At 30.6% G+C, this 23,146-nt stretch carries 39 protein-coding genes; 37 read left to right on the forward strand and 2 right to left on the reverse strand.

Annotation, left to right across the window (positions count from 1 at the left end):
- Window positions 1-54: 54 nt before the first annotated feature.
- Window positions 55-318 carry a helix-turn-helix domain-containing protein gene (locus P4S50_RS07835; RefSeq protein ID WP_277734209.1) on the reverse strand — a complete coding sequence of 88 codons (264 nt, stop codon included), beginning with the start codon at window positions 316-318 and terminating at the stop codon, window positions 55-57.
- A gap of 224 nt (window positions 319-542) precedes the next feature.
- On the opposite strand from P4S50_RS07835, the gene P4S50_RS07840 reads away from it, so the two are divergent.
- Both P4S50_RS07840 and P4S50_RS07845 read left to right on the forward strand, forming a co-directional pair.
- Window positions 543-713 (forward strand): hypothetical protein, encoded by a 171-nt coding sequence (locus tag P4S50_RS07840; RefSeq protein ID WP_277734210.1) that lies wholly within the window; start codon window positions 543-545, stop codon window positions 711-713.
- A gap of 153 nt (window positions 714-866) precedes the next feature.
- Window positions 867-2,189 carry an SNIPE associated domain-containing protein gene (locus P4S50_RS07845; protein ID WP_277734211.1) on the forward strand — a complete coding sequence of 441 codons (1,323 nt, stop codon included), beginning with the start codon at window positions 867-869 and terminating at the stop codon, window positions 2,187-2,189.
- A 70-nt stretch (window positions 2,190-2,259) separates the two neighbouring features.
- Here the strand turns inward: P4S50_RS07845 and P4S50_RS20140 are convergent, their stop codons facing one another.
- Window positions 2,260-2,904: a helix-turn-helix domain-containing protein gene (locus tag P4S50_RS20140; protein WP_331489718.1), complete on the reverse strand. Its 645-nt coding sequence runs from the start codon at window positions 2,902-2,904 to the stop codon at window positions 2,260-2,262.
- Between the two features lie 161 nt (window positions 2,905-3,065).
- Between P4S50_RS20140 and P4S50_RS07855 the strand changes: the two genes are divergently transcribed.
- The 35 genes from P4S50_RS07855 (at window position 3,066) to P4S50_RS08025 (ending at window position 23,106) form a co-directional block, all read left to right on the forward strand.
- Entirely contained in the window at window positions 3,066-3,317 is a 252-nt protein-coding gene (locus P4S50_RS07855) for a hypothetical protein (RefSeq protein WP_277734212.1), read from the forward strand.
- Window positions 3,318-3,379: 62 nt separating this feature from the next.
- Entirely contained in the window at window positions 3,380-3,574 is a 195-nt protein-coding gene (locus tag P4S50_RS07860) for a hypothetical protein (protein ID WP_277734214.1), read from the forward strand.
- A 1-nt stretch (window position 3,575) separates the two neighbouring features.
- Window positions 3,576-3,758 (forward strand): hypothetical protein, encoded by a 183-nt coding sequence (locus P4S50_RS07865; protein WP_277734216.1) that lies wholly within the window; start codon window positions 3,576-3,578, stop codon window positions 3,756-3,758.
- Window positions 3,759-3,943: 185 nt separating this feature from the next.
- Window positions 3,944-4,099 carry a hypothetical protein gene (locus tag P4S50_RS07870; RefSeq protein WP_277734218.1) on the forward strand — a complete coding sequence of 52 codons (156 nt, stop codon included), beginning with the start codon at window positions 3,944-3,946 and terminating at the stop codon, window positions 4,097-4,099.
- Window positions 4,100-4,110: 11 nt separating this feature from the next.
- On the forward strand, window positions 4,111-4,914 hold the full coding sequence (locus P4S50_RS07875) for an exodeoxyribonuclease X C-terminal domain-containing protein (RefSeq protein WP_277734220.1): 804 nt from the start codon (window positions 4,111-4,113) through the stop codon (window positions 4,912-4,914).
- Between the two features lie 12 nt (window positions 4,915-4,926).
- Entirely contained in the window at window positions 4,927-5,085 is a 159-nt protein-coding gene (locus P4S50_RS07880; RefSeq protein WP_277734221.1) for a hypothetical protein, read from the forward strand.
- 122 nt (window positions 5,086-5,207) lie between these two features.
- Window positions 5,208-6,116 carry a DnaD domain-containing protein gene (locus P4S50_RS07885; protein ID WP_277734223.1) on the forward strand — a complete coding sequence of 303 codons (909 nt, stop codon included), beginning with the start codon at window positions 5,208-5,210 and terminating at the stop codon, window positions 6,114-6,116.
- Window positions 6,076-6,777, forward strand: a complete 702-nt coding sequence (locus P4S50_RS07890) for an ATP-binding protein (RefSeq protein ID WP_277734225.1) — start codon at window positions 6,076-6,078, stop codon at window positions 6,775-6,777. Before P4S50_RS07885 ends, P4S50_RS07890 begins: the two co-directional genes overlap by 41 nt.
- Window positions 6,778-6,796: 19 nt before the next feature.
- Entirely contained in the window at window positions 6,797-7,051 is a 255-nt protein-coding gene (locus tag P4S50_RS07895; protein ID WP_277734226.1) for a hypothetical protein, read from the forward strand.
- A 35-nt stretch (window positions 7,052-7,086) separates the two neighbouring features.
- Entirely contained in the window at window positions 7,087-7,329 is a 243-nt protein-coding gene (locus P4S50_RS07900; protein ID WP_277734227.1) for an AbrB/MazE/SpoVT family DNA-binding domain-containing protein, read from the forward strand.
- Between the two features lie 31 nt (window positions 7,330-7,360).
- Window positions 7,361-7,510 carry a hypothetical protein gene (locus P4S50_RS07905; protein ID WP_277734228.1) on the forward strand — a complete coding sequence of 50 codons (150 nt, stop codon included), beginning with the start codon at window positions 7,361-7,363 and terminating at the stop codon, window positions 7,508-7,510.
- Between the two features lie 27 nt (window positions 7,511-7,537).
- Window positions 7,538-7,693 (forward strand): hypothetical protein, encoded by a 156-nt coding sequence (locus tag P4S50_RS07910; RefSeq protein WP_277734230.1) that lies wholly within the window; start codon window positions 7,538-7,540, stop codon window positions 7,691-7,693.
- Window positions 7,690-8,031, forward strand: coding sequence for a Cas9 inhibitor AcrIIA9 family protein (locus P4S50_RS07915; protein WP_277734231.1), 342 nt, complete (start codon window positions 7,690-7,692; stop codon window positions 8,029-8,031). The genes P4S50_RS07910 and P4S50_RS07915 overlap by 4 nt, the downstream gene beginning before the upstream one ends.
- A 15-nt stretch (window positions 8,032-8,046) precedes the next feature.
- The gene (locus tag P4S50_RS07920) at window positions 8,047-10,038 is read left to right on the forward strand and encodes a PcfJ domain-containing protein (protein WP_277734233.1); all 1,992 of its coding nucleotides are present in this window, start codon (window positions 8,047-8,049) and stop codon (window positions 10,036-10,038) included.
- Between the two features lie 13 nt (window positions 10,039-10,051).
- The gene (locus P4S50_RS07925; RefSeq protein ID WP_277734235.1) at window positions 10,052-10,900 is read left to right on the forward strand and encodes a DUF3102 domain-containing protein; all 849 of its coding nucleotides are present in this window, start codon (window positions 10,052-10,054) and stop codon (window positions 10,898-10,900) included.
- 31 nt (window positions 10,901-10,931) lie between these two features.
- Window positions 10,932-11,495 carry a host-nuclease inhibitor Gam family protein gene (locus P4S50_RS07930; protein ID WP_277734237.1) on the forward strand — a complete coding sequence of 188 codons (564 nt, stop codon included), beginning with the start codon at window positions 10,932-10,934 and terminating at the stop codon, window positions 11,493-11,495.
- Between the two features lie 83 nt (window positions 11,496-11,578).
- The gene (locus P4S50_RS07935; RefSeq protein WP_277734239.1) at window positions 11,579-11,725 is read left to right on the forward strand and encodes a hypothetical protein; all 147 of its coding nucleotides are present in this window, start codon (window positions 11,579-11,581) and stop codon (window positions 11,723-11,725) included.
- A 92-nt stretch (window positions 11,726-11,817) separates the two neighbouring features.
- A complete protein-coding gene (locus tag P4S50_RS07940; RefSeq protein ID WP_277734241.1) occupies window positions 11,818-11,985 on the forward strand; it encodes a hypothetical protein in 168 nt (55 codons plus the stop codon).
- A gap of 25 nt (window positions 11,986-12,010) precedes the next feature.
- Window positions 12,011-12,544, forward strand: coding sequence for a Holliday junction resolvase RecU (locus tag P4S50_RS07945; RefSeq protein ID WP_277734243.1), 534 nt, complete (start codon window positions 12,011-12,013; stop codon window positions 12,542-12,544).
- Entirely contained in the window at window positions 12,541-13,173 is a 633-nt protein-coding gene (locus P4S50_RS07950; protein ID WP_277734245.1) for a putative metallopeptidase, read from the forward strand. The genes P4S50_RS07945 and P4S50_RS07950 overlap by 4 nt, the downstream gene beginning before the upstream one ends.
- A 22-nt stretch (window positions 13,174-13,195) precedes the next feature.
- Window positions 13,196-13,762 (forward strand): RNA polymerase sigma factor sigma-70 region 4 domain-containing protein, encoded by a 567-nt coding sequence (locus P4S50_RS07955; RefSeq protein ID WP_277734247.1) that lies wholly within the window; start codon window positions 13,196-13,198, stop codon window positions 13,760-13,762.
- A 651-nt stretch (window positions 13,763-14,413) separates the two neighbouring features.
- Complete coding sequence (locus tag P4S50_RS07960) at window positions 14,414-14,854, forward strand: terminase small subunit (protein WP_277734249.1); 441 nt, start codon at window positions 14,414-14,416, stop codon at window positions 14,852-14,854.
- On the forward strand, window positions 14,847-16,112 hold the full coding sequence (locus tag P4S50_RS07965; RefSeq protein WP_277734250.1) for a PBSX family phage terminase large subunit: 1,266 nt from the start codon (window positions 14,847-14,849) through the stop codon (window positions 16,110-16,112). Before P4S50_RS07960 ends, P4S50_RS07965 begins: the two co-directional genes overlap by 8 nt.
- Window positions 16,112-17,548, forward strand: coding sequence for a phage portal protein (locus P4S50_RS07970; protein ID WP_277734252.1), 1,437 nt, complete (start codon window positions 16,112-16,114; stop codon window positions 17,546-17,548). The genes P4S50_RS07965 and P4S50_RS07970 overlap by 1 nt, the downstream gene beginning before the upstream one ends.
- The gene (locus P4S50_RS07975; RefSeq protein WP_277734253.1) at window positions 17,538-18,521 is read left to right on the forward strand and encodes a hypothetical protein; all 984 of its coding nucleotides are present in this window, start codon (window positions 17,538-17,540) and stop codon (window positions 18,519-18,521) included. The genes P4S50_RS07970 and P4S50_RS07975 overlap by 11 nt, the downstream gene beginning before the upstream one ends.
- 16 nt (window positions 18,522-18,537) lie before the next feature.
- The gene (locus P4S50_RS07980; protein WP_277734255.1) at window positions 18,538-18,828 is read left to right on the forward strand and encodes a transglycosylase; all 291 of its coding nucleotides are present in this window, start codon (window positions 18,538-18,540) and stop codon (window positions 18,826-18,828) included.
- A gap of 16 nt (window positions 18,829-18,844) precedes the next feature.
- A complete protein-coding gene (locus P4S50_RS07985) occupies window positions 18,845-19,444 on the forward strand; it encodes a phage scaffolding protein (RefSeq protein ID WP_277734256.1) in 600 nt (199 codons plus the stop codon).
- Window positions 19,445-19,457: 13 nt separating this feature from the next.
- Window positions 19,458-20,423 (forward strand): phage major capsid protein, encoded by a 966-nt coding sequence (locus P4S50_RS07990; RefSeq protein ID WP_277734258.1) that lies wholly within the window; start codon window positions 19,458-19,460, stop codon window positions 20,421-20,423.
- Window position 20,424: 1 nt separating this feature from the next.
- Entirely contained in the window at window positions 20,425-20,673 is a 249-nt protein-coding gene (locus P4S50_RS07995; RefSeq protein WP_277734260.1) for a Rho termination factor N-terminal domain-containing protein, read from the forward strand.
- A 1-nt stretch (window position 20,674) separates the two neighbouring features.
- Window positions 20,675-20,962, forward strand: coding sequence for a hypothetical protein (locus P4S50_RS08000; RefSeq protein WP_277734262.1), 288 nt, complete (start codon window positions 20,675-20,677; stop codon window positions 20,960-20,962).
- Window positions 20,959-21,321, forward strand: a complete 363-nt coding sequence (locus P4S50_RS08005) for a hypothetical protein (RefSeq protein WP_277734264.1) — start codon at window positions 20,959-20,961, stop codon at window positions 21,319-21,321. Before P4S50_RS08000 ends, P4S50_RS08005 begins: the two co-directional genes overlap by 4 nt.
- A gap of 4 nt (window positions 21,322-21,325) precedes the next feature.
- Window positions 21,326-21,670 carry a hypothetical protein gene (locus P4S50_RS08010; protein ID WP_277734266.1) on the forward strand — a complete coding sequence of 115 codons (345 nt, stop codon included), beginning with the start codon at window positions 21,326-21,328 and terminating at the stop codon, window positions 21,668-21,670.
- An 8-nt stretch (window positions 21,671-21,678) separates the two neighbouring features.
- Window positions 21,679-22,020 (forward strand): hypothetical protein, encoded by a 342-nt coding sequence (locus P4S50_RS08015; protein ID WP_277734268.1) that lies wholly within the window; start codon window positions 21,679-21,681, stop codon window positions 22,018-22,020.
- A gap of 14 nt (window positions 22,021-22,034) precedes the next feature.
- Window positions 22,035-22,607, forward strand: coding sequence for a hypothetical protein (locus P4S50_RS08020; RefSeq protein ID WP_277734270.1), 573 nt, complete (start codon window positions 22,035-22,037; stop codon window positions 22,605-22,607).
- A 61-nt stretch (window positions 22,608-22,668) separates the two neighbouring features.
- Entirely contained in the window at window positions 22,669-23,106 is a 438-nt protein-coding gene (locus tag P4S50_RS08025; RefSeq protein ID WP_277734271.1) for a hypothetical protein, read from the forward strand.
- Window positions 23,107-23,146: the final 40 nt, after the last annotated feature.

The raw sequence follows: 23,146 nt of genomic DNA on the forward strand, positions 1-23,146 counted from the left end.
GCCTCCTATTCTAGCTATATATAAATTATAGCATAAGAAAAAATAGATATTCAGTTATTCAAAATTAAGTTTTATCAATTGGATTATGTCTGCATCCGTTCCATATATATATTTTAATTCTCTTCCAAAAAGCCAATCTATAGAAACACCTAATTTATTTGCTATATTTACAATAATCTCTGGTCCAGGACAAGTTACTCCTCTTTCATAGTCTTGGTACGTTCTTAGGGGAATATTTAAAAAAGTTGCAAATTTTTTTTGAGAAAGTTTTAGACTTATTCTAACGTATTTCAATCTATTTCCTAAATTTTCTATCATTTTCGACACCTCTCGATATATTATTATACATCAAAATACGCAGTAATTTGCGTATGTTTTTTTGAACTTTGAGTAGTTTTCAATGATAGAATGTAAAAAAATACGCAATATCTTGCATGTTTAAAATAAGTATTTGCAAGGGTTTGACAGGTTGGGAGTAGGTGAGTATACTATAATCATTGAGTCGACTTAGTAATTTTTACCATACAGAAGGGGAGAGGGATATGGAAACAATATGTAAAGAATTAAAAAATATTAATGCATGTAAAAAAACAGGTAATATGAGAACTACCGAAAAAATAAGAATAGATATAAATTACATAGATGAGATTAAATTAGGAAAAGGGTTATGTATTAATGAAAATTACAAAATAAATATAGAAAAATCCGTTTAAAAACTAGCTACTCAAAATGAGTGGCTTTTTGTATTTTTTTGATAAATAATGGTATAATTATTAAATGATGTATAATATGTAAAAATATTAGTTTCATACATATTATCAAGTACATACATTAAAAAAGATACAAATAATTTTAGGAGGTGCAGTATGGTATTTATTATTTTAATATTACTAGGAGTAATATTTAATCTTAGGAAAAAAATCAAAAAGGAAGAAGAATTGAGGGGATCTATACTTCAAAAAGAAAATGAAGTTAAAAGCCTTAATCAAATAATAAGCGAAAAAACTAAACATCAGAATAGAATAACGGAAAACATCAAAGAAGAATCTAAGAGAAAACAAGAGATTACAAAAGAAATCGTTGAGATGTTGCGTAGTAAAGATCAATATAACGCATATCAGAATTTAGAAAAAGAATTAACTACATTTGAGGTGGGTTTATACAATAAAGAATTTGATTTTGAGCTTTCTGAAGAATATGCTATTAAGATAAAAGAAGTTGTTAATGATCAAAAGGAATTGATAAAAAATAATGAAGCTACAAAATCAAATAATGTTGTTTATACTGATGAACTAAAAAAATCAGAATCTAATAAATATTTTAATAATGTTAACAAGCTGGTTCTTAGAGCTTTTAATAATGAATGTGATGCAGCAATTTCAAAATTAAATCATAAGAATTTTGAGAATAGCAGAAAAAGAATAAATAGTTCATTTGAGCAAATCAACAAATTAGGTCAAATATTAGGGGTAACGATTAGCACAGCATATTTAAAACTTAAAGTTTTAGAATTAAAATTAAACTATGAATATTACTTGAAAAAGGAAGCAGAAAAAGAAGAACAACGTAGAATACGTGAGCAGATGGCTGAGGAAGCTAAAGTATTGAAGGAAATTGAAAAGACTCAAAAAGAAGCTCAAAAAGAACAAGATATGTATCAAAAAGCATTAGAAAAAGCTATGTTAAAACTTGAAAAGTCAAGTCAAGATGAGCAAAATAAACTAAATGCAGAAATTCAAGCTCTACAATTAAAATTAAAAGAAGCCGAAGAAAAAATGACTAGAGCAAAATCTATGGCAGAGCAAACTAAATCTGGTCACGTATACATAATTTCAAATATAGGTTCATTCGGAGAAAATATTTATAAAATTGGTATGACTAGACGATTAGTTCCAGAAGATAGAGTGAAAGAATTAAGTGATGCTTCTGTTCCATTTACATTTGACATACATGCTATGATCCATACAGATAATGCTCCTTCGCTTGAAAATGCACTTCATAAAGAATTTGAAGCTCGTAGAGTGAATAAAGTTAATTCTAGAAAAGAATTCTTTAATGTAAGTCTAGAAGAAATAGAAGAAGCAGTGCAAAAAATACATGGTGATTTTACGATTACTAAGTTAGCTGAAGCAGAAGAATATAGACAAACTCTAGAAATTGGTAAACAAAGAGAAGTAGCTATGGCATAAAGTTCCAATTGGTATTTATGCAATTCAGATAAATAAAAAATGACAACTATATTAATATGGTTGTCATTTTTTATTTCCTATTTCCTAGAACATCTATTATTTTTTTTATATCCTCTGGAGGTATTTCCTTATCAGCCATTTCTTTGGCTATTGTTAAATATTCTATTCCAATATCTCTTAACTCCTTAGGAAGCTTATCTCCTTCAACTCTGACTGTAGTAGGGTTGTTAGTTCTTCCTAAAAGGTAATCTATAGTCACATCGAATACATCGGCAATTTTTTTTAAAGTTTCTTCATCTGGAAATCTATCAGAATTTTCATAATAACCAATTACTCTATCAGAAATAGCAATCTTTTTTCCTAGTTCTTTTTGAGTCCAGTCCATTTCTTTTCTTAAGTCTCTTAATCTAACTCCAAACTGTAGATTAGAAGATTTATTTTTTGAATCATTTTTTCCTATAGACTGTTGTAAATCTTCTTGAGAAGTAGTATCAATATAACCTGCTATTTTCATTAAATATTCATAAGTAATATTATTATGGGCAGAATCAGCTAGCTTTTTTAAAACATCTGGCGATGGCGGACTATCAAGTCTCTTATTTAAATATTTAGAAATATAGGTTCTATTAACTCCACTAGCATTTGAATATTCTGTTGTTGTTCTATTTCCTATAGCCCTTTCAATCACTTCTTTAAATATATCTTTATCAAACATAAAATTCACTCCTTAAGTAGATTGTACCTTTATTTGTGAAAACTTTCAACAAATAGCTTTGTAAAACTTTTTCACGAATAAAACGTGAAAAAAGTTGACATACTATAAATACAGTGTTATTATAATAGTGTGAAAAAAATTAACAAAGGAGGTCAACCATTTTGAAGCCTAATGTAAAGAAATTAAAGCAATTAGTAGATAATAATTTTAATGGTAATAAATCAGCATTTGCAAATGAAATAGGGGTTGATAGAGGTCAAGTTTCTAAAATTCTTAAAGATGGAACATGTGCTGGTTCGCAGTTTTATGGAGGTTTATTTGTGTATTGTGAAAAAGAAAAACTAAATTTTAAAGAGTTTATTTTTTTACCAAATAACGTGAAAAAAATTAACAAAACCAATAGAACAGCCTAACTATAGTATCCCACATAGATGGTTACAAAAATAGTGGTAAGTGTTGGGAGGAGGTGACTTACGTGAATAAGCAAGAAAAGCAATTATTCCTTAAGTTTAAAGAAAGCCTTATACAAGAGATAAATCATTCAGAAAAATGCATCAATCAAAGCAAAGAAGATATTGAAGATACTTTATTTTGGACTGGAGCTAAAATGCAGGCTAAAGAAATACTAAACAACTTTAGTGAAATATTCAATTTAGAGGAGGTAAATTAATATGGATGATCTTCAGGAGAGAGTAAAAAAGATGTGGGCATATCTTAAAGAAAATGGCATCCATTCAGAAGAAGATCTTAATGTAGCAATAAAAAATATGCCAAAGCTAGATGTTGGTATATTCGTATCTCCGATTAAAGGAGGTGATAAAGGTGTATCTGATTACGAGTATAAAGCCAAATAAAGAGCTTGAAGTACTAAAAGGAGGGCTAGTCTTTAGCTGTAAAGCTAAAGATTTAGTTTCAAAACTTAAAGAAAAAGTAGCAGAAAGGGAAAAAGCCCTCCAGACTCGCAATCTAGAAGACTTAAACTAAAACACTTAAAAAAATTTACTTAACTAGATTATATCACAAAAACGAGGTGATGAAAATGAATTTAGAGCAACTAAAGATAATGATTAACCAAAAAAGATGGTCTTTAGAAGATACAGAAATGTATAGACTGTTAACTCTTAGTGTCCAAGCTATTGAGAAAATGGAAGATAAGCTTGGAAGTGAAAGTGAAGAAATAGAAATATTAGCTTAGGAGGAATAGATATGAATAATGAAATGCAAGTAATGCCAAGTGCAATGTCAATTATAGATACTGTGGATGTAACAGGAATAACAAATACAATTCAAAAAATAGGTAGGTTTCAAGCGGTTGTTCAGCAAACTTTAAAGTCAAATCATGACTACGGAACAATTCCAGGTACAAATAAACCTACTCTATTAAAACCAGGAGCTGAAAAAATTTTAATGCTAATGGGATTAACATCAGTGTATAACTTAACAGAAAAAGTTCAAGATTACGAAAAAGGATTCTTCGCCTACACAGTTAAATGCGAGCTCTACAAAGATAATCAGAAGATAACTGAAGGATTGGGACATTGTAACACTAAAGAGGACAAGTATAGATGGAAATGGGTTAAAGAAGCAGATGTTCCTAAGGAAGCAGATAAAGATTATTTAAAAAGTAAAACTGATCGATATGGAAACCTTAAATACAGAGTGGAAAATGAAGATCCATATACTCTAGCAAATACATGCTTAAAAATGGCTAAGAAGAGAGCTCAAATAGATGCAACTTTAACAGTAGCAAGTTTATCTGAAATTTTCACTCAAGACATTGAAGATATGAAAGATTTTATTCAAAATGAAAATATAGAAAATATGGACCTAAATGAAGCTCAAAATATAAAACTAAGCTTTGGAAAACACAAAGGAAAAACTTTAAAAGAAATATATACTGAATACCCAGATTACATTGAATGGTTAAAACTGAATACAAAGGATGCAGTAATGAAAAAAGCTGCTGAAATAATAATCCAAGAATCTAAGAAAGATAATCCTTTAGCTTAGGAGGTATTAGTCATGGATCCAATAGAAAGATTATCTTTACAACAGGATATAGATTATTATGGCTTTGGAAATCCACCAGAGCCTTTAGGAAAAGAATTAGTAGAAATAAAAGGTACTAATCTTATAGAGCTTAAAACTCCCACCTCTGACGAATTCAACTGGTGGGAGTAGAATAAAAAATATTTAATTGTGATAGAGGGAGTATTAACTCCCTTCAGATAAAAAACATTAAAAATATTCTTATCTGAATTATTGACATAAATCAAAATATATACACAAGAGAAGGTGAAAAAATGAAATTTACTATAAATGGTTTTAGCCAACGTAGGCTTATAAAATTAGGTTTAGATTCTACAGATGCTTTAATACTAAGATGCTTCGTAGATTTTAAAGACACAGAGAAGATGAAGGCTGAAATGATTGAAAATGAAAGATACTATTGGATTAAATATGAGTGGCTTATACAAGAGCTACCAATATTAGGACTTAAGACAAAGGATAGTGTATATAGAAGACTTAAAAAAATGGTAAATGCAGGAGTGTTAGGACATAAAACTAAAAAGCAAGGTGGAACATATTCATTTTTCAAACTAGGTAAAGAATATTATAGCTTAATTTCTGATGATTATAGTGAAGTTCAACCAGATGATAACTCGGATGAAAAGTCGGAGGGTTCGGATGAAAAACCGATACCTGTCGGATGTAAATCCGTAGGGGGTACGGATGAAAAGTCGGACCAAAAGATCCATCTACAAAAAAGATCCTTTAGTAGTTGTAGTAGTAAAGAGTTTTCAGAAATCAAAAAAGTATTTGACCAAAACATTCATCCAATAACTCCAATCGAAGCTCAAAAGTTAATAGCTTATCTAGATGATGATGGTATGGATTATAGATTAATCATAAAAGCAATTGAAATAGCAGTTTGTAATGCTAAGAGATATTTAGGATATATCGAAGGTATTCTGAAAAGGTGGAGGGAGGATAATTTATTAACCCTAGAAGCTGTTGAAGCTTATATCAGAGATTATCGAGATAGAAAAAATAAAAAGGGAGCTGTTAAAGATGGATATAGAGACACTTCTAAAAAAGAGAGTGGAAACTCTTTTGAAGGATACAGACCACCAGAAGGAAAACTCAGCGATGAAGTCGCAGGGCTTACCGATGAAGAACTTAACAGGCTCATCGAAGAGCAGGGAATATGATTGCCCTAAATGCAAAGATAGAGAAATGATATATAATCCTAAGCTTGATGCAATGGTATTTTGTGAATGTAGAGAGCGAAAAGAGTACGAGAGGATATTGAAAAATAGCGGAATATCCGAGGCTTTCAGACAAAAGACTCTGAAAAATTATAAAGCGACTAATGAAGTCACTGTAAAGTCTAAGGGAATGGCCCTGGATTATATAAAAGAGTTTGATGGGAAAATTTCAATTGGATTTCTAGGACAGGTAGGAGCAGGTAAAACTCATTTATCTATTGCTATAGCAAATGCTTTAATGTCAAGGGATGTTGGAGTCTTATACATGCAGTACAGGGAATCTATAACTGCCTTAAAGCAAAATATGATTGATGAATATTACTATCAAAGGGAGATATCAAAATACAAGAATGCAACGGTACTTTTGATTGATGATCTATTCAAAGGCAAGATTACTGAAACGGATATAAATATCATGTTTGAGATTATTAATTACAGATATTTAAAAGGAGCTCCAATGATAGTATCTAGCGAATATACATCAGACAAGCTACTAAAGATTGATGAAGCTATAGGAAGCAGGATTATAGAACAGTGTGATGGTAGAATGATTGAGTTTGTAGGCAAAAGTTTTAATCATAGGTTAAATAAAAGAGCTATTTAGTTAGGGGGGAGAAGTTGAGATGAGAGCATCGACACAAAAGAATGCACCTATTAGAAAAATTATGAATCTTATTCCTGGACAGATTTACAGAATTAGTATAAAACATTCTAATTCTTATGATCTAACTGATAGAGCTGGAAGAAAAAATATAAAAAAGAAGATGAAATTCATAGTTGAAACTGAAAATTTATATGTATTTGAGAATCTATTAGGATTAAGAGAATGCTTTGCTAAGAATACTCCTAAAGGAGAGCTGGAAATCAAATTAGCTTAATAAACAGCATAAAAACAAATTGGAGGAGATTGAGAATGAAAGCAACAGGAGTAGTTAGAGCAGTAGATCAATTAGGAAGAATAGTATTGCCAATAGAGTTAAGAAGAACTTTGAATATAGAGGTTAAGGATGCTTTAGAAATATATGTTGATGGTGAAAGTATAATCTTAAAGAAATATGAGCCAGCTTGTGTGTTCTGTGGAAATGCAAAGAACGTGAAGCATTTTGAAGGTAAGAATATATGCAGTGAATGCATAAGAAAATTGAGTGGTATTTAAATAAGATTTTGGTCTGATTGGAGGATTATATATGAATATATGCTTATCTTCTACAGTAGAGGTTTACTGTGAAAAACATTCTTGTTGTATAGATTGCAACGAAGAAAAGTGCACTAAAAGATGTTGTGATTTTAAAGAAAGTAAAGAATGTAGTTATAGACTTAAAGAAGAACGTAACTAAAATAAGATTCTATCGAGGAGCGAGATTATGAAAGATGATATAAAAGGCTTATTAGAAATAATAACTGATATGGCAGCATATACAGAGTGCGACCTGGTATTTGTGGAAGGTATAGCTAATAAGCATGGATTAACCATAGATGAAGATCTAGAAGTTAAAGAGTTGGAGGGAGAAAATAGATGATAACTAAAGCAATTAAAAAAATAAATACGGAAATAAAGAAGAGTAAAAATAACTCATATGTGAAAGTTGTAGGAGAATTTTTATTGGAACATCTGAATGCAAACCCAGAAGCTGCTGAGAATATTATGAATACTGAAAAGACTATCACGAAAAGCTTAGATGAAATGAGAAAGGCTGCGGTAAAAAAGAAAGTTGGAAATTGTGCTGTATTAACTGACCAGGAAGGATTTGAAATTGTACTAAAATATTTTGGTATCGATACAAAACTTGATACAAAATCAACTGAAGATGCTAAAACTGATATAGATTTTGATGTTAAACTTGAAGATTTAATATAAAAAGGAGATGCACTTATGAATAAAAAGGAGTTATCTAATATAAGAGATCATTCAGCTCCTAGTGGCAGATTACCAGTAAAATATATCATAAAATCATCTATCGAAACTATAAACAATACAGAAGTGTTACTTGTCTCACTGTTTGAACAAAATCAGAAAAAAAAGAAATCTGATAATAAAGCGGGATTTGGGATTTTAAAATTCAAAATATTCATATGGGATGACAAATATATAACTCAAAAACTACAAGAAGATGGGAGTTACAAATGGAGTAGAGCCTGTATAAGTAATTTAATGGGCCACTGGGGACCTTGGAGCTGGAGTTCAAAAAATTTAGCTAGTTGTGATATGTCAAGTGATAAAGAAAATATATCAAGTTTTCTGAAAGTTAAATGCGTAAAAGTTGGAGATGAATTAAAAGCTATCCATGAATTTCAGACAAAGATTATGAGAAAAAAACTTGAGGAGAAGCATGAAGCAATAAAGAAAAAAATAGATGAGGTAATGGATCGGGTTCCTTCTCTTCCCAAGAATTTTGAAACATGGATATATGATGGACCTTTTGAATATAGCAGATATATCTACTATAAACGTGAAGGTAGAAATATCAATGCTTTCTGTACAGGATGCAAAAAGGATTTTGTAATTCAAGAAACAAAATTAACACGTAAAAATGTTAAACATAATAATCCTGGAAAGTGCCCAAGTTGCAATAAAAAAATTACCTATAAAGCTGTTGGGAAAACAACAAATCTTATTGATTCTACTAATTTTGCAATAATACAAAAGTATGATGATAATCTGATAGTTAGATATTTTACAGGAACTAAAACTTATAGAGAACATTATAAGAATCCATCAATAAGCTATCGCGAGAACATAAGAGAGATATATTCTTTTAATGAGAATACTAAGTTATCTGTCAAAAGGTATGAATATGCTGAATTCCTTCAAACAGGAAGAGTCAGATGGTGTGACAGTAGCGGAAGAATACAAACTCAAAAATCATATCTGTATACTAGAAATCTAAAGATTGCACTTAAAGGAACTAAATGGCAATATAGCTGTATATATGATCTTGCTAAAAAAATGAAATATGTATGCATAGATACTTTTTTAAACGAGTATATCAAGCATCCGGCAATAGAATATTTAATTAAGTGTAAGCTTTATAGATTTACTGATAAAAATTTAAGTGCATACTTCAGTCCTGATTGGAGTGATATAAATTTCAAAGGTAAAAATCTAAAAGAAGTGTTAGGAATAGATAAGCAATTGTTTCAACAAATGCAAAGATTAGATCTTGATTCAGTAGGGTTGAGGCTTATTAAAGGAAGTTTTACAAAAGGCAAGGTATTAACTGATGATCAAGTTAAATGGATTATTAGCAATGTAGATATTTATAGTTTTATGGATATGCTTGATTATTCAACACCTCATAAGATTATTCAATATATAAAGAAACAGTCAAATGATAATTATAAACTGGACAATGTTTTAATTGATTGGGATGACTACATTATACAATGCAGAAAGTTAAAATTCGATATAAAAAATACATTTGTATTATATCCAAAGAATTTAAAAGAAAAACATGAGGAATATACAATAATGATTAAATCAAAGAATCTCAAAAAACATAGCCAAAAAGTTAAAGACTCTTTTGAAAAACTGAATAAAATCTATTCTTATTCTAATAAAAAATTCCTTATTCGTCCAGCAAATAGTGTTGATGAAATAGTAAGAGAAGGACAAATGTTAAGACATTGCGTTGGGGGAAATCATTATGTAGAGGGAGTAGCTAAAGGAAATAGAGCTATTATGCTCGTAAGGGATATAGATAATCCAAATACTCCATTTTATACATTAGATTTAAACCTTACCAACTTACGTATAACACAATGTAGAGGATATAGGAACCGTGATATGACCGATGAGGTTAAGAGGTTTACGGAGGAATGGAAGGCTAAAAAATTAACTACTAACACTAGAAAAAAAGTAGTTTAATGGAGGCGGTAATATGAATGAAATGATAACTAGAACCCCTAATATAATAGCTACTGAAATCAATAATATTAAAGAACAGACTAGAAAGATGGTTCTTTACAATAGTATAGAAATTGGAAGAAGGCTAATTGAAGCAAAGCAATTGATAGAACATGGCAAATGGGGTGAATGGCTAAAAAAATCAGTTGATTATTCTCAAAGTACAGCCAACAATCTAATGAGAATTTTTAAAGAATACGGTTCGGAACAAATTACTCTTTTAGGTGATAATTCAAAGTCCCAAGCGTTTGGGAATTTAAGTTACACTCAGGCAGTTGCACTTCTTGGAATATCAGAAGAAGATAGAGAAGATTTTGTTAAAGATAATGACATTGATAATACGTCAACTAGACAGCTGCAACAGGCAATAAAAGAAAAGAAAGCATTAGAGAAAAAGTTAAAAACAGTATCTAGTGAAGCTCAAGAAAATAAAGAATTATATGATACAGTTTCAGAAAGTTATAAAAAATTAGAAAAGACTAATAGTGAACATTACAAGAAAGCGAAAAAACTAAAAAAAGAGCTGGAAGAGATGCAAGAAAAGCTTTCTGAGGCTGAAGCTTCAGGCAACAATGAAGAAGTCGAAAAGCTTCCAGAGGATATTGAAAGAGAGCTCCAGGAGCTTAGGGAAAAAGTCAAACAGAATCCTCAAAGTACTGATGAGTCTATTACAAAATTCAAAGTACACTTTGAAAAAACAGTAGGATCAATGAAAGAACTTCTTCAATCTCTAGCAGAGATTAAAAAATCAAATGAAGATGAGCATGAGAAATATAAAAAAGCAGTTTCTGGGCTTATCAATAAAATGCTTGAAACATTGTAAATCAATATAAGAATATATGGAGGTAAATATGATGAATAAAGATTTTAGATTATCAGACATGTTTTTAAACGTAGGAGAAGAAGATAGAGAAACTTGGAAGATAGAAAATGATAATGTTGCAGATTGGGCACTGGATAAGATAAGAGAATCTAGAGAGGAATATAAAAGATTTGAAGATGTAGCTGTAGCAAAAATAGAGCAGATTAAAATAGCTATGGACCAAGAAAAAAAGAAAATGGAAGTGGAAACAAGCTTCTTTGAATCTAAGCTTAGAGAATATTTTGAAACTGTAAAAACTAAGTCTACTAAAACACAGGCTACATACTCATTACCTGCAGGAAAGTTAGTTAAGAAGTTAGATAAAGAAGATTTTAAAGTTGATAGAGAAAAAGTAATAGAATTTATAAAAGAAAATAAAGAAGAATATCAGGAATTTGTTAAGACTGAAACATTAGAAAAGCTAGATTGGGCTAAATTCAAAAAGAATCTAACAATAGATAACGGAAATATAATAGATAAGTCAACGGGAGAAGTATTAGAACTAGAAGGTTTAACACTAGAAGTCAAACCAGGTAAATTTGAAATAAAGTTTTAGAAATATAAGTTTTAAATGGGTGATATTTAGCTAGAAAATAAAATACATACCGTTTTAAACGGTCTGTTTGGGAGGGATTGAGAATGTCTAGTATAGGTAAGATTAGGGTTTTATTAGAAACAATGAGAGGTGTTGCACACTATTTAACAGATGAGGAAATATCAGAAATAGGAGTAGTACTATTAAAAGCTATGAGTAGAATGGAGAAAGAGCAGGAAGTGAATAGATGAAAACTAAAAACTTCTATGAACAATATGAGCCTGTAGTGGTTGAGGAAAATGGAGAATGGAAAGTGTATTGGGTTAAGAAGGAGGCTAAATAGATGCGTTGTGTAATATGTGGGAGAGAAGTAGAATCAACAAAGACGTATATGGGTAATGGAATCATAATAAAAATACCTGTTTGCCACATCCATTATAACAAGATAAATATCATAGAAAAGCTTGAAAATGTAACTAGAGAGATTAGAAAAGAAATAGAAATACGTTAATATAAGTTTTAAATGGGGTGATATTTTGTTAGATACAAACTATAAAAAGAATCATAGAATGGCGAATTTGGGTATGCTGTTTGAGGAAGAAATAGTTAAAGCTAATGAGGGCTATAAAAATAGAGGTGTAGCCCTCATCCAAAAGATAAGCACACCGTGGCAAGTCATAAGAAAAGGGAAGAAGATAGTATCAGCCTTCCCAGTAGGAAAATCAACATTAGATTTTAGAGGAACTGTAAAAGGCGGTATAAGCATATCGTTTGATTGTAAAGAAGTAGCTACAGAAACTAGAGGATTACCATTAAGAAACATAGAAGAGCATCAGATTGAATATATAAGAGATGCTCTGGCTATAGGAGAAACAAGTTTTATATTATGCTATATGAAAATGTTCGATAAACGATATTTGATTCCAGGACCTATAGTTATCGAATATTGGGATAGATGGAAAGCTAATAAAGGCAAGAGAGGATTTAATTACATACCAACAGAGAGAATGAGAGAGGTTAAGTCAAGAAACGGAATAGTTCTTGATTATTTGGAGGGGGTTGCTATATGAAAAGAAAATTAATAATAGTTGATAATGATACTGGAGAAGAGTTAGAAAGAATAGAGTTTACAGGTGGATATAATGTAACTGTTACTAATATACATGATGGTGGTAATCTTAGATTCATAAGAAAGTTAGATAATGCTAAGTATGGTCAAAGACATTGGATAAAGAATTATCTATATAAAACTATTGCTGAAAAGTTAGTTGAGAGATTTCCTGAATTAAGACATATACATCCTAGAACTATATTATTTATTGAGGATATGGAATGGAAACCTACTGCAGCAAAACAACCTTGGATTGCTAGAATTAAAAAAGCTAATAATGAACTAGAATCTATGTCAGGTTATGAATACGTTTTAGAAACTAGAAATTACTATATAGAAAGAATGAGTAATAATCAAGTTATAGCTTTACTATATCATGAATTGAGACATATAGACGAAGACGGATCTCTTAAAAAACATGATATAGAAGATTGGAGTAATTTAGTAGCTACATTAGGAAAGGATTGGGCTACTACACCAGAAACTATAGAAAATATATTAGGTGATGATTTTGAAGGTTGGGATGATCTTAGAAAAGCAGGTAGACAAATAAGTATGTTTGACCGCGGATTAAGAGCTATAAGATAAAAATTGAAAAAGGGGGATGAGAATGATAACAGATGAGGTTTTTAAAAAGACAGAAGGTATGCTGTATGGATACTTTAAGAATAAAAGAGACATAAATATGATGCGTCATAAGATATTGGTATTTGAAAATAAGAAAAACATACTTGAACATATAATCAAGAATACTGATATATCTTCTCTCCAGTGTTTAAATGGAGATATAAAAGGAATTAACTATGAAGGGGAAAGAGTTCAAACAAGCATAGGTAGAGAAAGTTATTTTGAAAAAGCTTTATTGAAAGAGATAGAAAAAGTTGAAAATGAATACATATATACCAATAAAAAAATTATTAAGTTAAAATTAAAAGTTGCAGAAAAAGAACCTAAGGTATCAGAAGTGGAATATATAACAAAAAAACTAAGCGAGGAAGCTAAGCTTTATATAGATCTAAGGTATGGAGAACAATCTAGTTTTAATGAAATAGCTAGAGAATTACATATAAGCAAGTCAACTGCAGAAAGGAGAAGAGGAGAAATTGTAGAAGATATAGCAAAGCTTTATAATTATTATGGGACGAAAATGGGACGAAGTTGGGACGTTACAGCTTAATTTATGAGGTATAATAATAGTGTGAAGAATTAACTTTTCGAGAAGATGAGATAATCTCACATCAATTTTGTTTCAGCTATTGAAAAGATTAATTTCGAGATTGTTGGTTATCCCCCTGATAACCTCAATAAAATCTCTATTCCCAATACCCCTTTTGAATGGAGTCTATATTAAACTGTAGGCTCTTTTTCTTTATGGATATTTTTAATTTTGTTTATAAACTTAGAAATGTTAGAATATCAATAAGTATTAAAATATAAATAAGGTATTCTATATTTGAAACTCTTTAATATAAAGTTAAAAATATAATAAAAAAGGCTATATATCAACTTTTCAGATATATAGCCTTTTTATTTTAAAGTAGGAGGTAAACTTTTTTAATTATCGTCTATCTACTTTTTGAGGGGATAAATCCCTCAAAAATCAAACTAAACTAACTGCTATGGTAATTTTGAATAAAGGAGAAACAATTGATATGCTAACTACAATTTCTTTCCCTTTAAATACCTTTTTAAATATTTTCATAGTGCTACCTCCTACTTAATATTTAAATATTATATTAAATTTTCAAAGTACATCAATAGTATTATATGTAAATAAACTTTTAATATACACTAAATTATAGATTATATAAAAGAATGAGGTGGTGGTATGGGTGTAAAATTAACAGAAAAACAAAAAAGATTTGCAGATTATTATATAGAGACAGGAAATGCTACAGAAGCAGCTATAAGAGCTGGATATAGTAAAAAGACTGCAAGACAAATAGGACAGGAAAACTTGACAAAACCTTACATATCAAAATACATACAAGAAATATTAGGTAAAAAAGAGAAAGAAAGAATAGCATCTCAAGATGAAGTTCTGAAATTCTTAACAAGTGTGATGAGAGGAAAAGAAGCAGAGGAAGTAGTTTGTCCAGATGGTTCAGGCGGTACATTCAGAGAATTAAAAGGAAGCAATATAAAAGACAGGGTAAAAGCTGCAGAGCTATTAGGTAAAAGATATTCGTTGTTTACGGATAAAGTCAACCTAGAGGCAAATGTAGGAGTAACTATTATAGACGATATTGGAAGTGAGGAAGATGATTAAACTATCAGAGAAAGTAACACCGCACTTTCAAAAGTTTTGGAAAGCTTCTAACTCTAAGAAATATCTAAAACATGTTGAAAAAGGTGGCAGAGGGTCAGCTAAATCTACTCATATTGCTATGAAAATAATAAAGGATATGATGAAATATCCAGTAACTACTTTATGTGTTCGCAAAGTAGGAAATACTTTATCTGAATCAGTATATGAGCAACTAAAAGAAGCTATAGAGATTTTAGGAGTTGAACAATATTGGGATGCAAAGTTATCTCCTTTAAAAATTACTTATGTTCCTAGAGGAAATAAGATTATATTCAGAGGAGCTGATGATCCAAGTAAAATCAAGTCTATTAAAATGAGTAAGTTTCCAGTTGCTTTCTTATGGATAGAAGAACTTGCAGAGTTTAAGACAGAAGAAGAAGTGAGTACAATAGAAAACTCTATATTAAGAGCAGAGCTTCCAGAAGGACTTTTTTATTCATTCTATTATTCGTATAATCCACCTAAGAGAAAACAATCATGGGTTAATAAGAAATTTGAAACTCAATTTATACCAAAAAATACATTCGTTCACCATAGTACATACTTAGATAATCCTTTTATATCAAAAGCTTTTATAGGAGAGGCTGAGGAAGTTAAAAACAAGAATGAATATAAGTATAGGTGGGAATATCTCGGTGAGCCAATAGGAAGCGGTGTGGTTCCATTTGATAATCTAAGCTTTAGAACTATAACTAAAGAAGAGTTAAGTGCATTTGACAATATAAAACAAGGTATAGACTGGGGATATGCTACAGATCCTTTTGCTTTTGTACGTTGGCACTATGATAAAACCAGAAGAAGGTTATATGCTATAGATGAACATTATGGTGTAAAGCTTAGTAATAGAGAAGTAGCAGAGTGGATAAAGAAAAAGAAATATGATGATTTTAGGATACTAGCAGATTCAGCTGAACCAAAAAGTATTTCAGAGTTAAAGACCTATGGAATAAATATCGTTGGAGCCAAAAAAGGTCCGGGATCAGTAGAGTATGGAGAAAAGTGGCTTGATGATTTAGAGGGAATAATTATAGACCCTAAAAGAACTCCTAATATAGCAAAAGAATTTGAAAATATAGATTATCAAGTAGATAGAGATGGAAATCCTAAGGCTAAACTAGAGGATAAAGATAATCATGCTATAGATGCTACTAGATATGCTGTAGAGAGTGCTATGAGGGAAAAAAGAACAAAAAATTATAGTGGAAAGGGGGCGAGATAGTGGATATAAGTCATATAATAAATGCAGAACTTGGTGGGATATATGGAACTGCAGTTTTAAAAGACATGCAGGAGATAATAAATCTATATAATTTTTATGATGGTAAAGGACAAGACTGGAGGTTACCAGGTAACTTAGATTATAAACCAACTAAGCTTATTACCAACAAAGCTAAAAAGCTTATAAAAAAAGAAGCCAGGTTCATGTTCTCAAGAACTCCTGAAATAAATATTAATCCTTATGACAGAAAAGATGAAGACTCAGCTAAGGAAATAAGTCAATTAGTTAATAAGGTGCTAAAAAAGAATAAATTTCCTGATAAACTTATCAAAGCAGCTAGAGATTGCTTTATAGGTAAAAGAGTAGCACTTAAGCTTAATGCATCAGATAAATCAATAAAAGTAATGTTTAGGCCTTCACTTGAATTTGTATATGAAACCAATCCAGAGGATATAGATGATTTACAGAAAATCATCTTTTTTTATACTCAAAATAATGATGTAGATAAATCAAGGCAAAAGATCTGGAAGCAAAAATATGAAATGCTTAATGGCAAGTGTATTCTCAATGAAGGTGTGTATGATGGATATGGTAATTTGGTTGAAGTTACTTACCAAGATTATAATACTAACTTAGATTTTATACCTTGCTATGTAATTGTTAATGATGGGCTTACAGGTGACTTGAATGGAGAATCTGACGTTGCTGAGATAGGAGACAATCAAGATAATTACAATAAGCTAAAATCAGATGATGTAGATGCACTTAAATTTAACATGTTCCCTCAATTAGTTATTAAAAATGGTAGTCAAAAAACTCATGAGTCTATGAAGGTTGCTCCTGGAGCAAAGATTGATTTGCAATCAGAAGATGAAGAACTAGATTCAGATGCTAAATATATAGAAAGTAGCTTCTCTTATGATTCAAGGTTTGAAAATACTATTAATCGTGTAAACAATGATATGCATGATGTTTTGAGTATTCCTAATGTATCACTAGAACAACTAAAAGGACTAATGCAATCAGGAAAAAGCATGAAGGCTTTATATTGGGAACTCATTGAAAGATGTGAAGAAAAATGGACTACATGGGGACCGGCTCTTGAGTGGATGACTGAAAAGATAATAGAACTAATCAAAATATATAAGCCTAAGAACTTAGGTGCAATAAATATTTCTGATATTGATTACTCTATAGCTATTGAACATCTATATCCAATACTTGAAGATGAAGAAACTGAAAGACTTAATGATATAGCAGAGGTTCAAGCGCAGGTAAGAAGTAGAAAATCTTATATAGAAAAGTGGAATATAAATGAGGATGCAGATGGAGAACTTGAACAAATAGCAACAGAGCAGACACTACTCCAGGATGCATATCTTAAATCATCTAATGAAGAAATAAACAATTTAGAGGATGATATAAATGAAGAATAATCCAGAGTATCAGAGGTTTGCTAATGAGGCTAGAAAAAAGCAATTAAAGCTTATAAAAAAGGATTACATATTTATAAGAGACATATTTAAAGATGCATCTAAAAGGTTGGAAATAAAAGCAGTAAAAGCTAAAAGTGGTAGTCTTACAAAAAGATTTACACTGGATTATAAAAAGGCTATAGAAGAATCTTTGATAGAAGTTAGAAAGCAACTCTATAACAATAATAAAAAGTCTATAGAAGAAGCTGCTAAGCATGCTAATGAAGTTCAATTAAGCTTTTTTAGTAAGTTGAATAATCAATATGAACTTGGAATGGATCAAACTTTTAAAACAGTTTTCTCTAGAGTTCCCAAAGGAGCTATAGCCGAGGTTCTTGATGGAAACTTATATAAAGATAACAAGGGTTTAAGTAAAAGAATATGGGGTGATATAAATGGTATAGATAAGGATATGAACTACATGATAACTAGAGCTATAGCAGAGAAAAAATCAGCTTATGAGTTATCTAAAGATATTGAAAGATACATTAATCCAGAAGCTAAGAAGGATTGGGAATGGAATAAAATATATCCCAATACAAGAAAGAAGGTTGATTATAATGCTCAAAGACTTGCTAGAACATCAATAAATCATGCTTTTTTATCAGCTAATATAAGAAGTTGTAAAAGGAATCCATATGTAGAAGCTATGCATTGGGAATTATCTGCAAGCCACTACGAAAGGCAGATAAAGCCTTTTGGAGAAGATGAATGTGATGATTATGCTAACCAAGATAACTATAACTTAGGTATAGGCAATTTTCCAGTAGAAAAGGTACCACTACCACATCCACAGTGTTTATGTGTAGTATATGCAGTTATTCCTAAGAGTCTAGAAGAGATAGGTAGCGAACTAAGATCTTGGATAGATGGAGAATCTAATTCGATGCTAGACAAACGGTATGAAAAGTATGGGTTAGAGTTTATAGATTAAGAAAGGGGAGTTATATGTGAAAGTTTACTGTGATAATTGCAAAAGTGAATTTGTAATTGATAAGAAAGCTAGAAATCTTGAAAATGGAATAGAAGAACACTATTTTAATTGCCCAAATTGCGATAAAGAATATATAGCTTTTAGAACTAATTCAGAAACTAGAGAGATTCAAAAAAAATTACAAGACGAAATAGAGGAATGCAAAAAAGTTGCTTCAAAAGGCAATATTCAAGCAGCTAAGAAAAAGTGGAATAGAGTTCTAAAACTAAGAAAAAAACATAAAAAAGCCATGGCAAAGATAAATTGAAGAGGGAGGAATTTAAGTGGATTTATTAAAACAACTTAAAGAATTATTTGGTGAAGATATAGCAAAAAAAATAGTAGATACTTTGCAAACTAAAACAGATACTGAGCTTATCATAGATAATAAAAAAGAGCCTCAGTATATTAAAAAATCTGATTATGATAAAGCAGTGAGTGAAAGAGACAACTATAAGAGTAATTTTGAGGCTTTAGACAAAAATTTAAAATCTTTCAAAAAGACTATAGGAGCTGAAAAGCTTGATGATATTAAATCTAAGTTTGAAACTTTAGAAAAAGATTTAAATAACAGTAAACAAACTATAAAGAATCAGGAATTTAATTTCAATTTAGAAAAAGCAATTTTAGGTACTAAACCAAAAGATATAGCTGATATATTACCACATATCAAAAAGGATTCTTTAGCTCATAAAAATGGCGAGTTCATTGGTTTAGATGAACAGATTAAGAACCTTAAAGAAAGTAAAGCATATTTATTTGAAGAAGATAATGCTCCAGGTAATTTAGGTGGCCCTGGAAATCCAGCTAGAGGAAATACTGGACTGGATAATACAACACAAGATAATTTTGATGAAGTGATATTAAGTAATCGTATAAGATAAGGGGGAATTTTAAATGAATAAAATGATTAAGAACAAACCTAATTTAAAAATAAATTTACAGTTATTTGCTGCAGTTGGTGATAATGCAGTTATGCAAGATGCAAGAACAGGAAATGTTCCAACAGAGCAATCTAAATTAATTATTCAGGATTTTGTAAAAGGTTCTGCGGTGATGGGACTTGCAAAATATGAAAAAATGACTAAGCCTAAAAAAGAATTTACATATCTAGCCGATGGTGTAGGAGCTTATTGGGTGAATGAAGGTCAAAAGATAGGAGTATCAAAACCTACTTGGTTAAAGGCTGAAATGGAAGCTAAAAAGCTAGGAGTAATTATTCCTGTAACAAATGAAGCTTTAAACTGGTCAGTACCTGAGTTCTTTGCTAATATGAGATCTGCTGTAGCAGAAGCTTTTTATACTAAATTCGACCAAGCTACATTATTTGGAAATGATTCTCCTTATGCTTCAGGTCAAAATATTTGGGCAAATATCATAACAGCAGGTAATAAGTTAGAAGAAGGATCTACTAAAAAAGGCTTAGGTACAGAAAGTTCTAAGCTTATGTCTATGATAGAATTGGAAGATAAAGAGCCTAATGGCTGGACAACTACTATAAGGTTTAAAGATGCTCTAAGGACTGCAAAAGATGAACTTGGAAATCCATTGTTTAAAGATAAGACAAAAGCAGAGCCTGCAACACTTCATGGTTTGCCAATAGGATATGTTAAGTCTAAGTCATGGGACCATAAAAAAGCTAGAGTAATAACAGGCGATTGGGATTATGCTAGATATGGAATTCTTAAAAATATGGAATATAAAATATCAGAAGATGCAACTTTAGATGTATTAGGAGAAGATGGAAAGCCTATAAACTTATTCGAGAGAGATATGGTTGCTTTAAGAGTAACTATGCATGTTGCTTTTATGGTACTAAAAGAAGGTGCATTCTCTGCATTGACTCCAAAGGCAGGTGAATAAAATGAAAATTAAAAGAAGTGATGGAAAAATATTTAATGTTACAGAAAAGGCTTATACTTTAGTGTATAAGCCTTTAGGTTTTTCTATAGTAAATGATGATTTGGAAGAAGGGGATCATCAAGAAGTGAACTATAAAAAAATGAAGGTAGACCAACTTAAAATATTAGCTCAAGAAAAGGGAATTGAAGGTTCTGATGATATGAAAAAAGATGAGCTTATTGAAGCTCTAGAAAGTGAAGGTGGTGAGTAATATGGGAGTGACTTCTGAAAAAAAACAAGAACTTTTAAAAGTATTAAAATTCAACCTTAGAGAAAGTAAGAAAAAAGCTTTTGAGGATGATGAGCTTGAGTTGCTTCTTCAAAAAAATAATTATGATGTTGAAAAAGCATCTTATGAAGGCTTATTAATAAAAGCAGAAAATACTGCTATAAAATTGCCTGGACTAGATATTCCATCTTCTCAAAAGTATTTTCTAAGACTTGCCAAACTATACAGACCATCTTCATCAAGTTGTATGAAAAGGGCGGATGAGAGATGATAGATGTTAAAAGCATTCAAGAAAATATAATTGCTTCTATAACTGAAGTTGGAGCTGCAGAGGAAGTTACAATTCAAAGAAAGCAACTTGATAAATATAAACAGCCCATGAAAGAGTCTTTAGAGGTATGTACCCTGAAAGGCTTTTATTATGCTAAAAATTCATATTTCAACATCCATATAGATAATGGTGGAACTGTTAACACAGGAAAAAGAGAATATCTTTTAATAGTTCTGGAGGAAGAAGGTCAAAAAGTTCAGGAAGGAGACTTCTTTGAAAGAAAAGGAGTTAAATATAAAATTGCAGACTTGGGAGAAATAAGAGGCATTATAAATAATATGCTTCTTGAAAGGATATAATCTAATGAGTTTTAGAATGGATATTACAGGAGCATTAAAAGGACTTGCAGAAGCTGAACTAAAAATGAAAGCTGCAGTTGGGCTTTATGCTAATACTGCTGGTAAAAAGTTAGAAGGTTATGCAAAACAAAATGCTCCCTGGACCGATCATACTGCACAGGCAAGACAAAGCATCCAGGGTGGACATGAATGGCAAGGAAACAAATGTAATATATTTGTGGCTGGGAATAAAGAATACTCTCCATTCTTGGAGTTTTGTAATGAGGGAAAATATGCGATTTTATATCCTACAGTACGAAATTATTCTGCAGAGATAATTCTTGGTATGCAAAATTTACTTGGAAAGTAGGTCTTTAAATGATAGAAAAAGTATTTGATCTTTTAGAATCAAAGGGGCTTGATGTATACTTCCCAGGTCAAAAAGAAGGATTATGCGAAAGTGAATATATAGTTGTCAAAGACGGTGGACAGAATCATCTTGCTGGAACTAATAAACTTGGATATGCAACTATAGATTTATATATCTATACTCCTTTAGCTAAATACACTAGACTTAGTTCTTTATCAAAAGAAGTAAAAGAATCTATGAAAGAACATAGTTATTTAAAACCATCAGGAAATGAAAGTCCTTCCATGATAGACGATAAAAGGAAAGCTCATGTTAAAAAAATAGAATATGTTACAACTAAAAAATTATAGAAAGAGTGATATAAATGGGTGATACCGTAGCGAAAAGTTTACCACTTGCAGATATTGTTTTAGCTGAAATTGTAACAGAAGAAACAACTCCTGTTACTTATAAATTTAAAACTGCATCTGAATGTAAATTAAGCCCAAAGCTTAGTAAAGGAAAAGAAAAAATCTTGAGAATTAAAAATACTATTCATTCAAAATCTAAAACGAAAGATATTTGTATAGGAATGGATCTAACTTTAAAAGATAATGTATTTACTCCTGATGTTTTTGCTCTTGTTGATGGAGGAACTATTACTTATGACAAGGGTAATTCTGAAAAATTTACTTATGAAGCTCCACAAACAGGTAAAGAAGTTAAAAGAACAAAATTCAAACTAAATCTTTATACTGCAAAAAAAGACTCTGCTGGAGAAATAACAGGTTATGTTAAGTTATCGTACCCACATTGCGAGGGAACACCAGTTAGTTTCAATTTAAAAGATGAAGATTTTATGGTCCCTCAAATGAAAATAGAGAGTGCTCCAGGTATGGGAGAGTCACCATATTCAATCGAATATTTAGCACTAGATGAACTGACTATTCCAGCATAAATTAAAGTCCCTTTTTTAAGGGGCTTATTTAATTTGAAAAATAATTATAGGGGTGATTAATATGAATAACAATTTACAAGTTACAAGTATGGAAGATATTAAAAATAGTTTTATGAAAGTTATTGAGCTTCCAGGATGGGATGAGAAGCCTTTTATATGCAAAGTTAAAAGAGTAGGTATTTTAGGGCTTGCACAAGAAGGAAAAATCCCTAATACATTAATGTCACTTGCTACGGATATGTTCAATAAAAAGGTTGACCCAGAAAGTACAGATTTAAATGATATGATAGCAATATTTGATGTAATGGCTCAAGAAACTCTTGTTGAACCAAATTATGAAGATTTGAAAAACGCTAGTATAAAATTAACTGATCAACAGCTTATGGAATTATTTTCATTTTCTCAACAGGGGGTGAACGGACTTAAAAACTTTCATCACAAGTCCAAAGATACTGACAATAATCCAAATAAGTCAGATGTCGGGGGAAAGACCGAGTAAAATTTTAAATATTGAAGATTCTTATACTGCTTTTTGTTTC

It is taken from the genome of Tepidibacter hydrothermalis, from assembly GCF_029542625.1.
GTDB classification, from domain to species: Bacteria; Bacillota; Clostridia; order Peptostreptococcales; family Peptostreptococcaceae; genus Tepidibacter_A; species Tepidibacter_A hydrothermalis.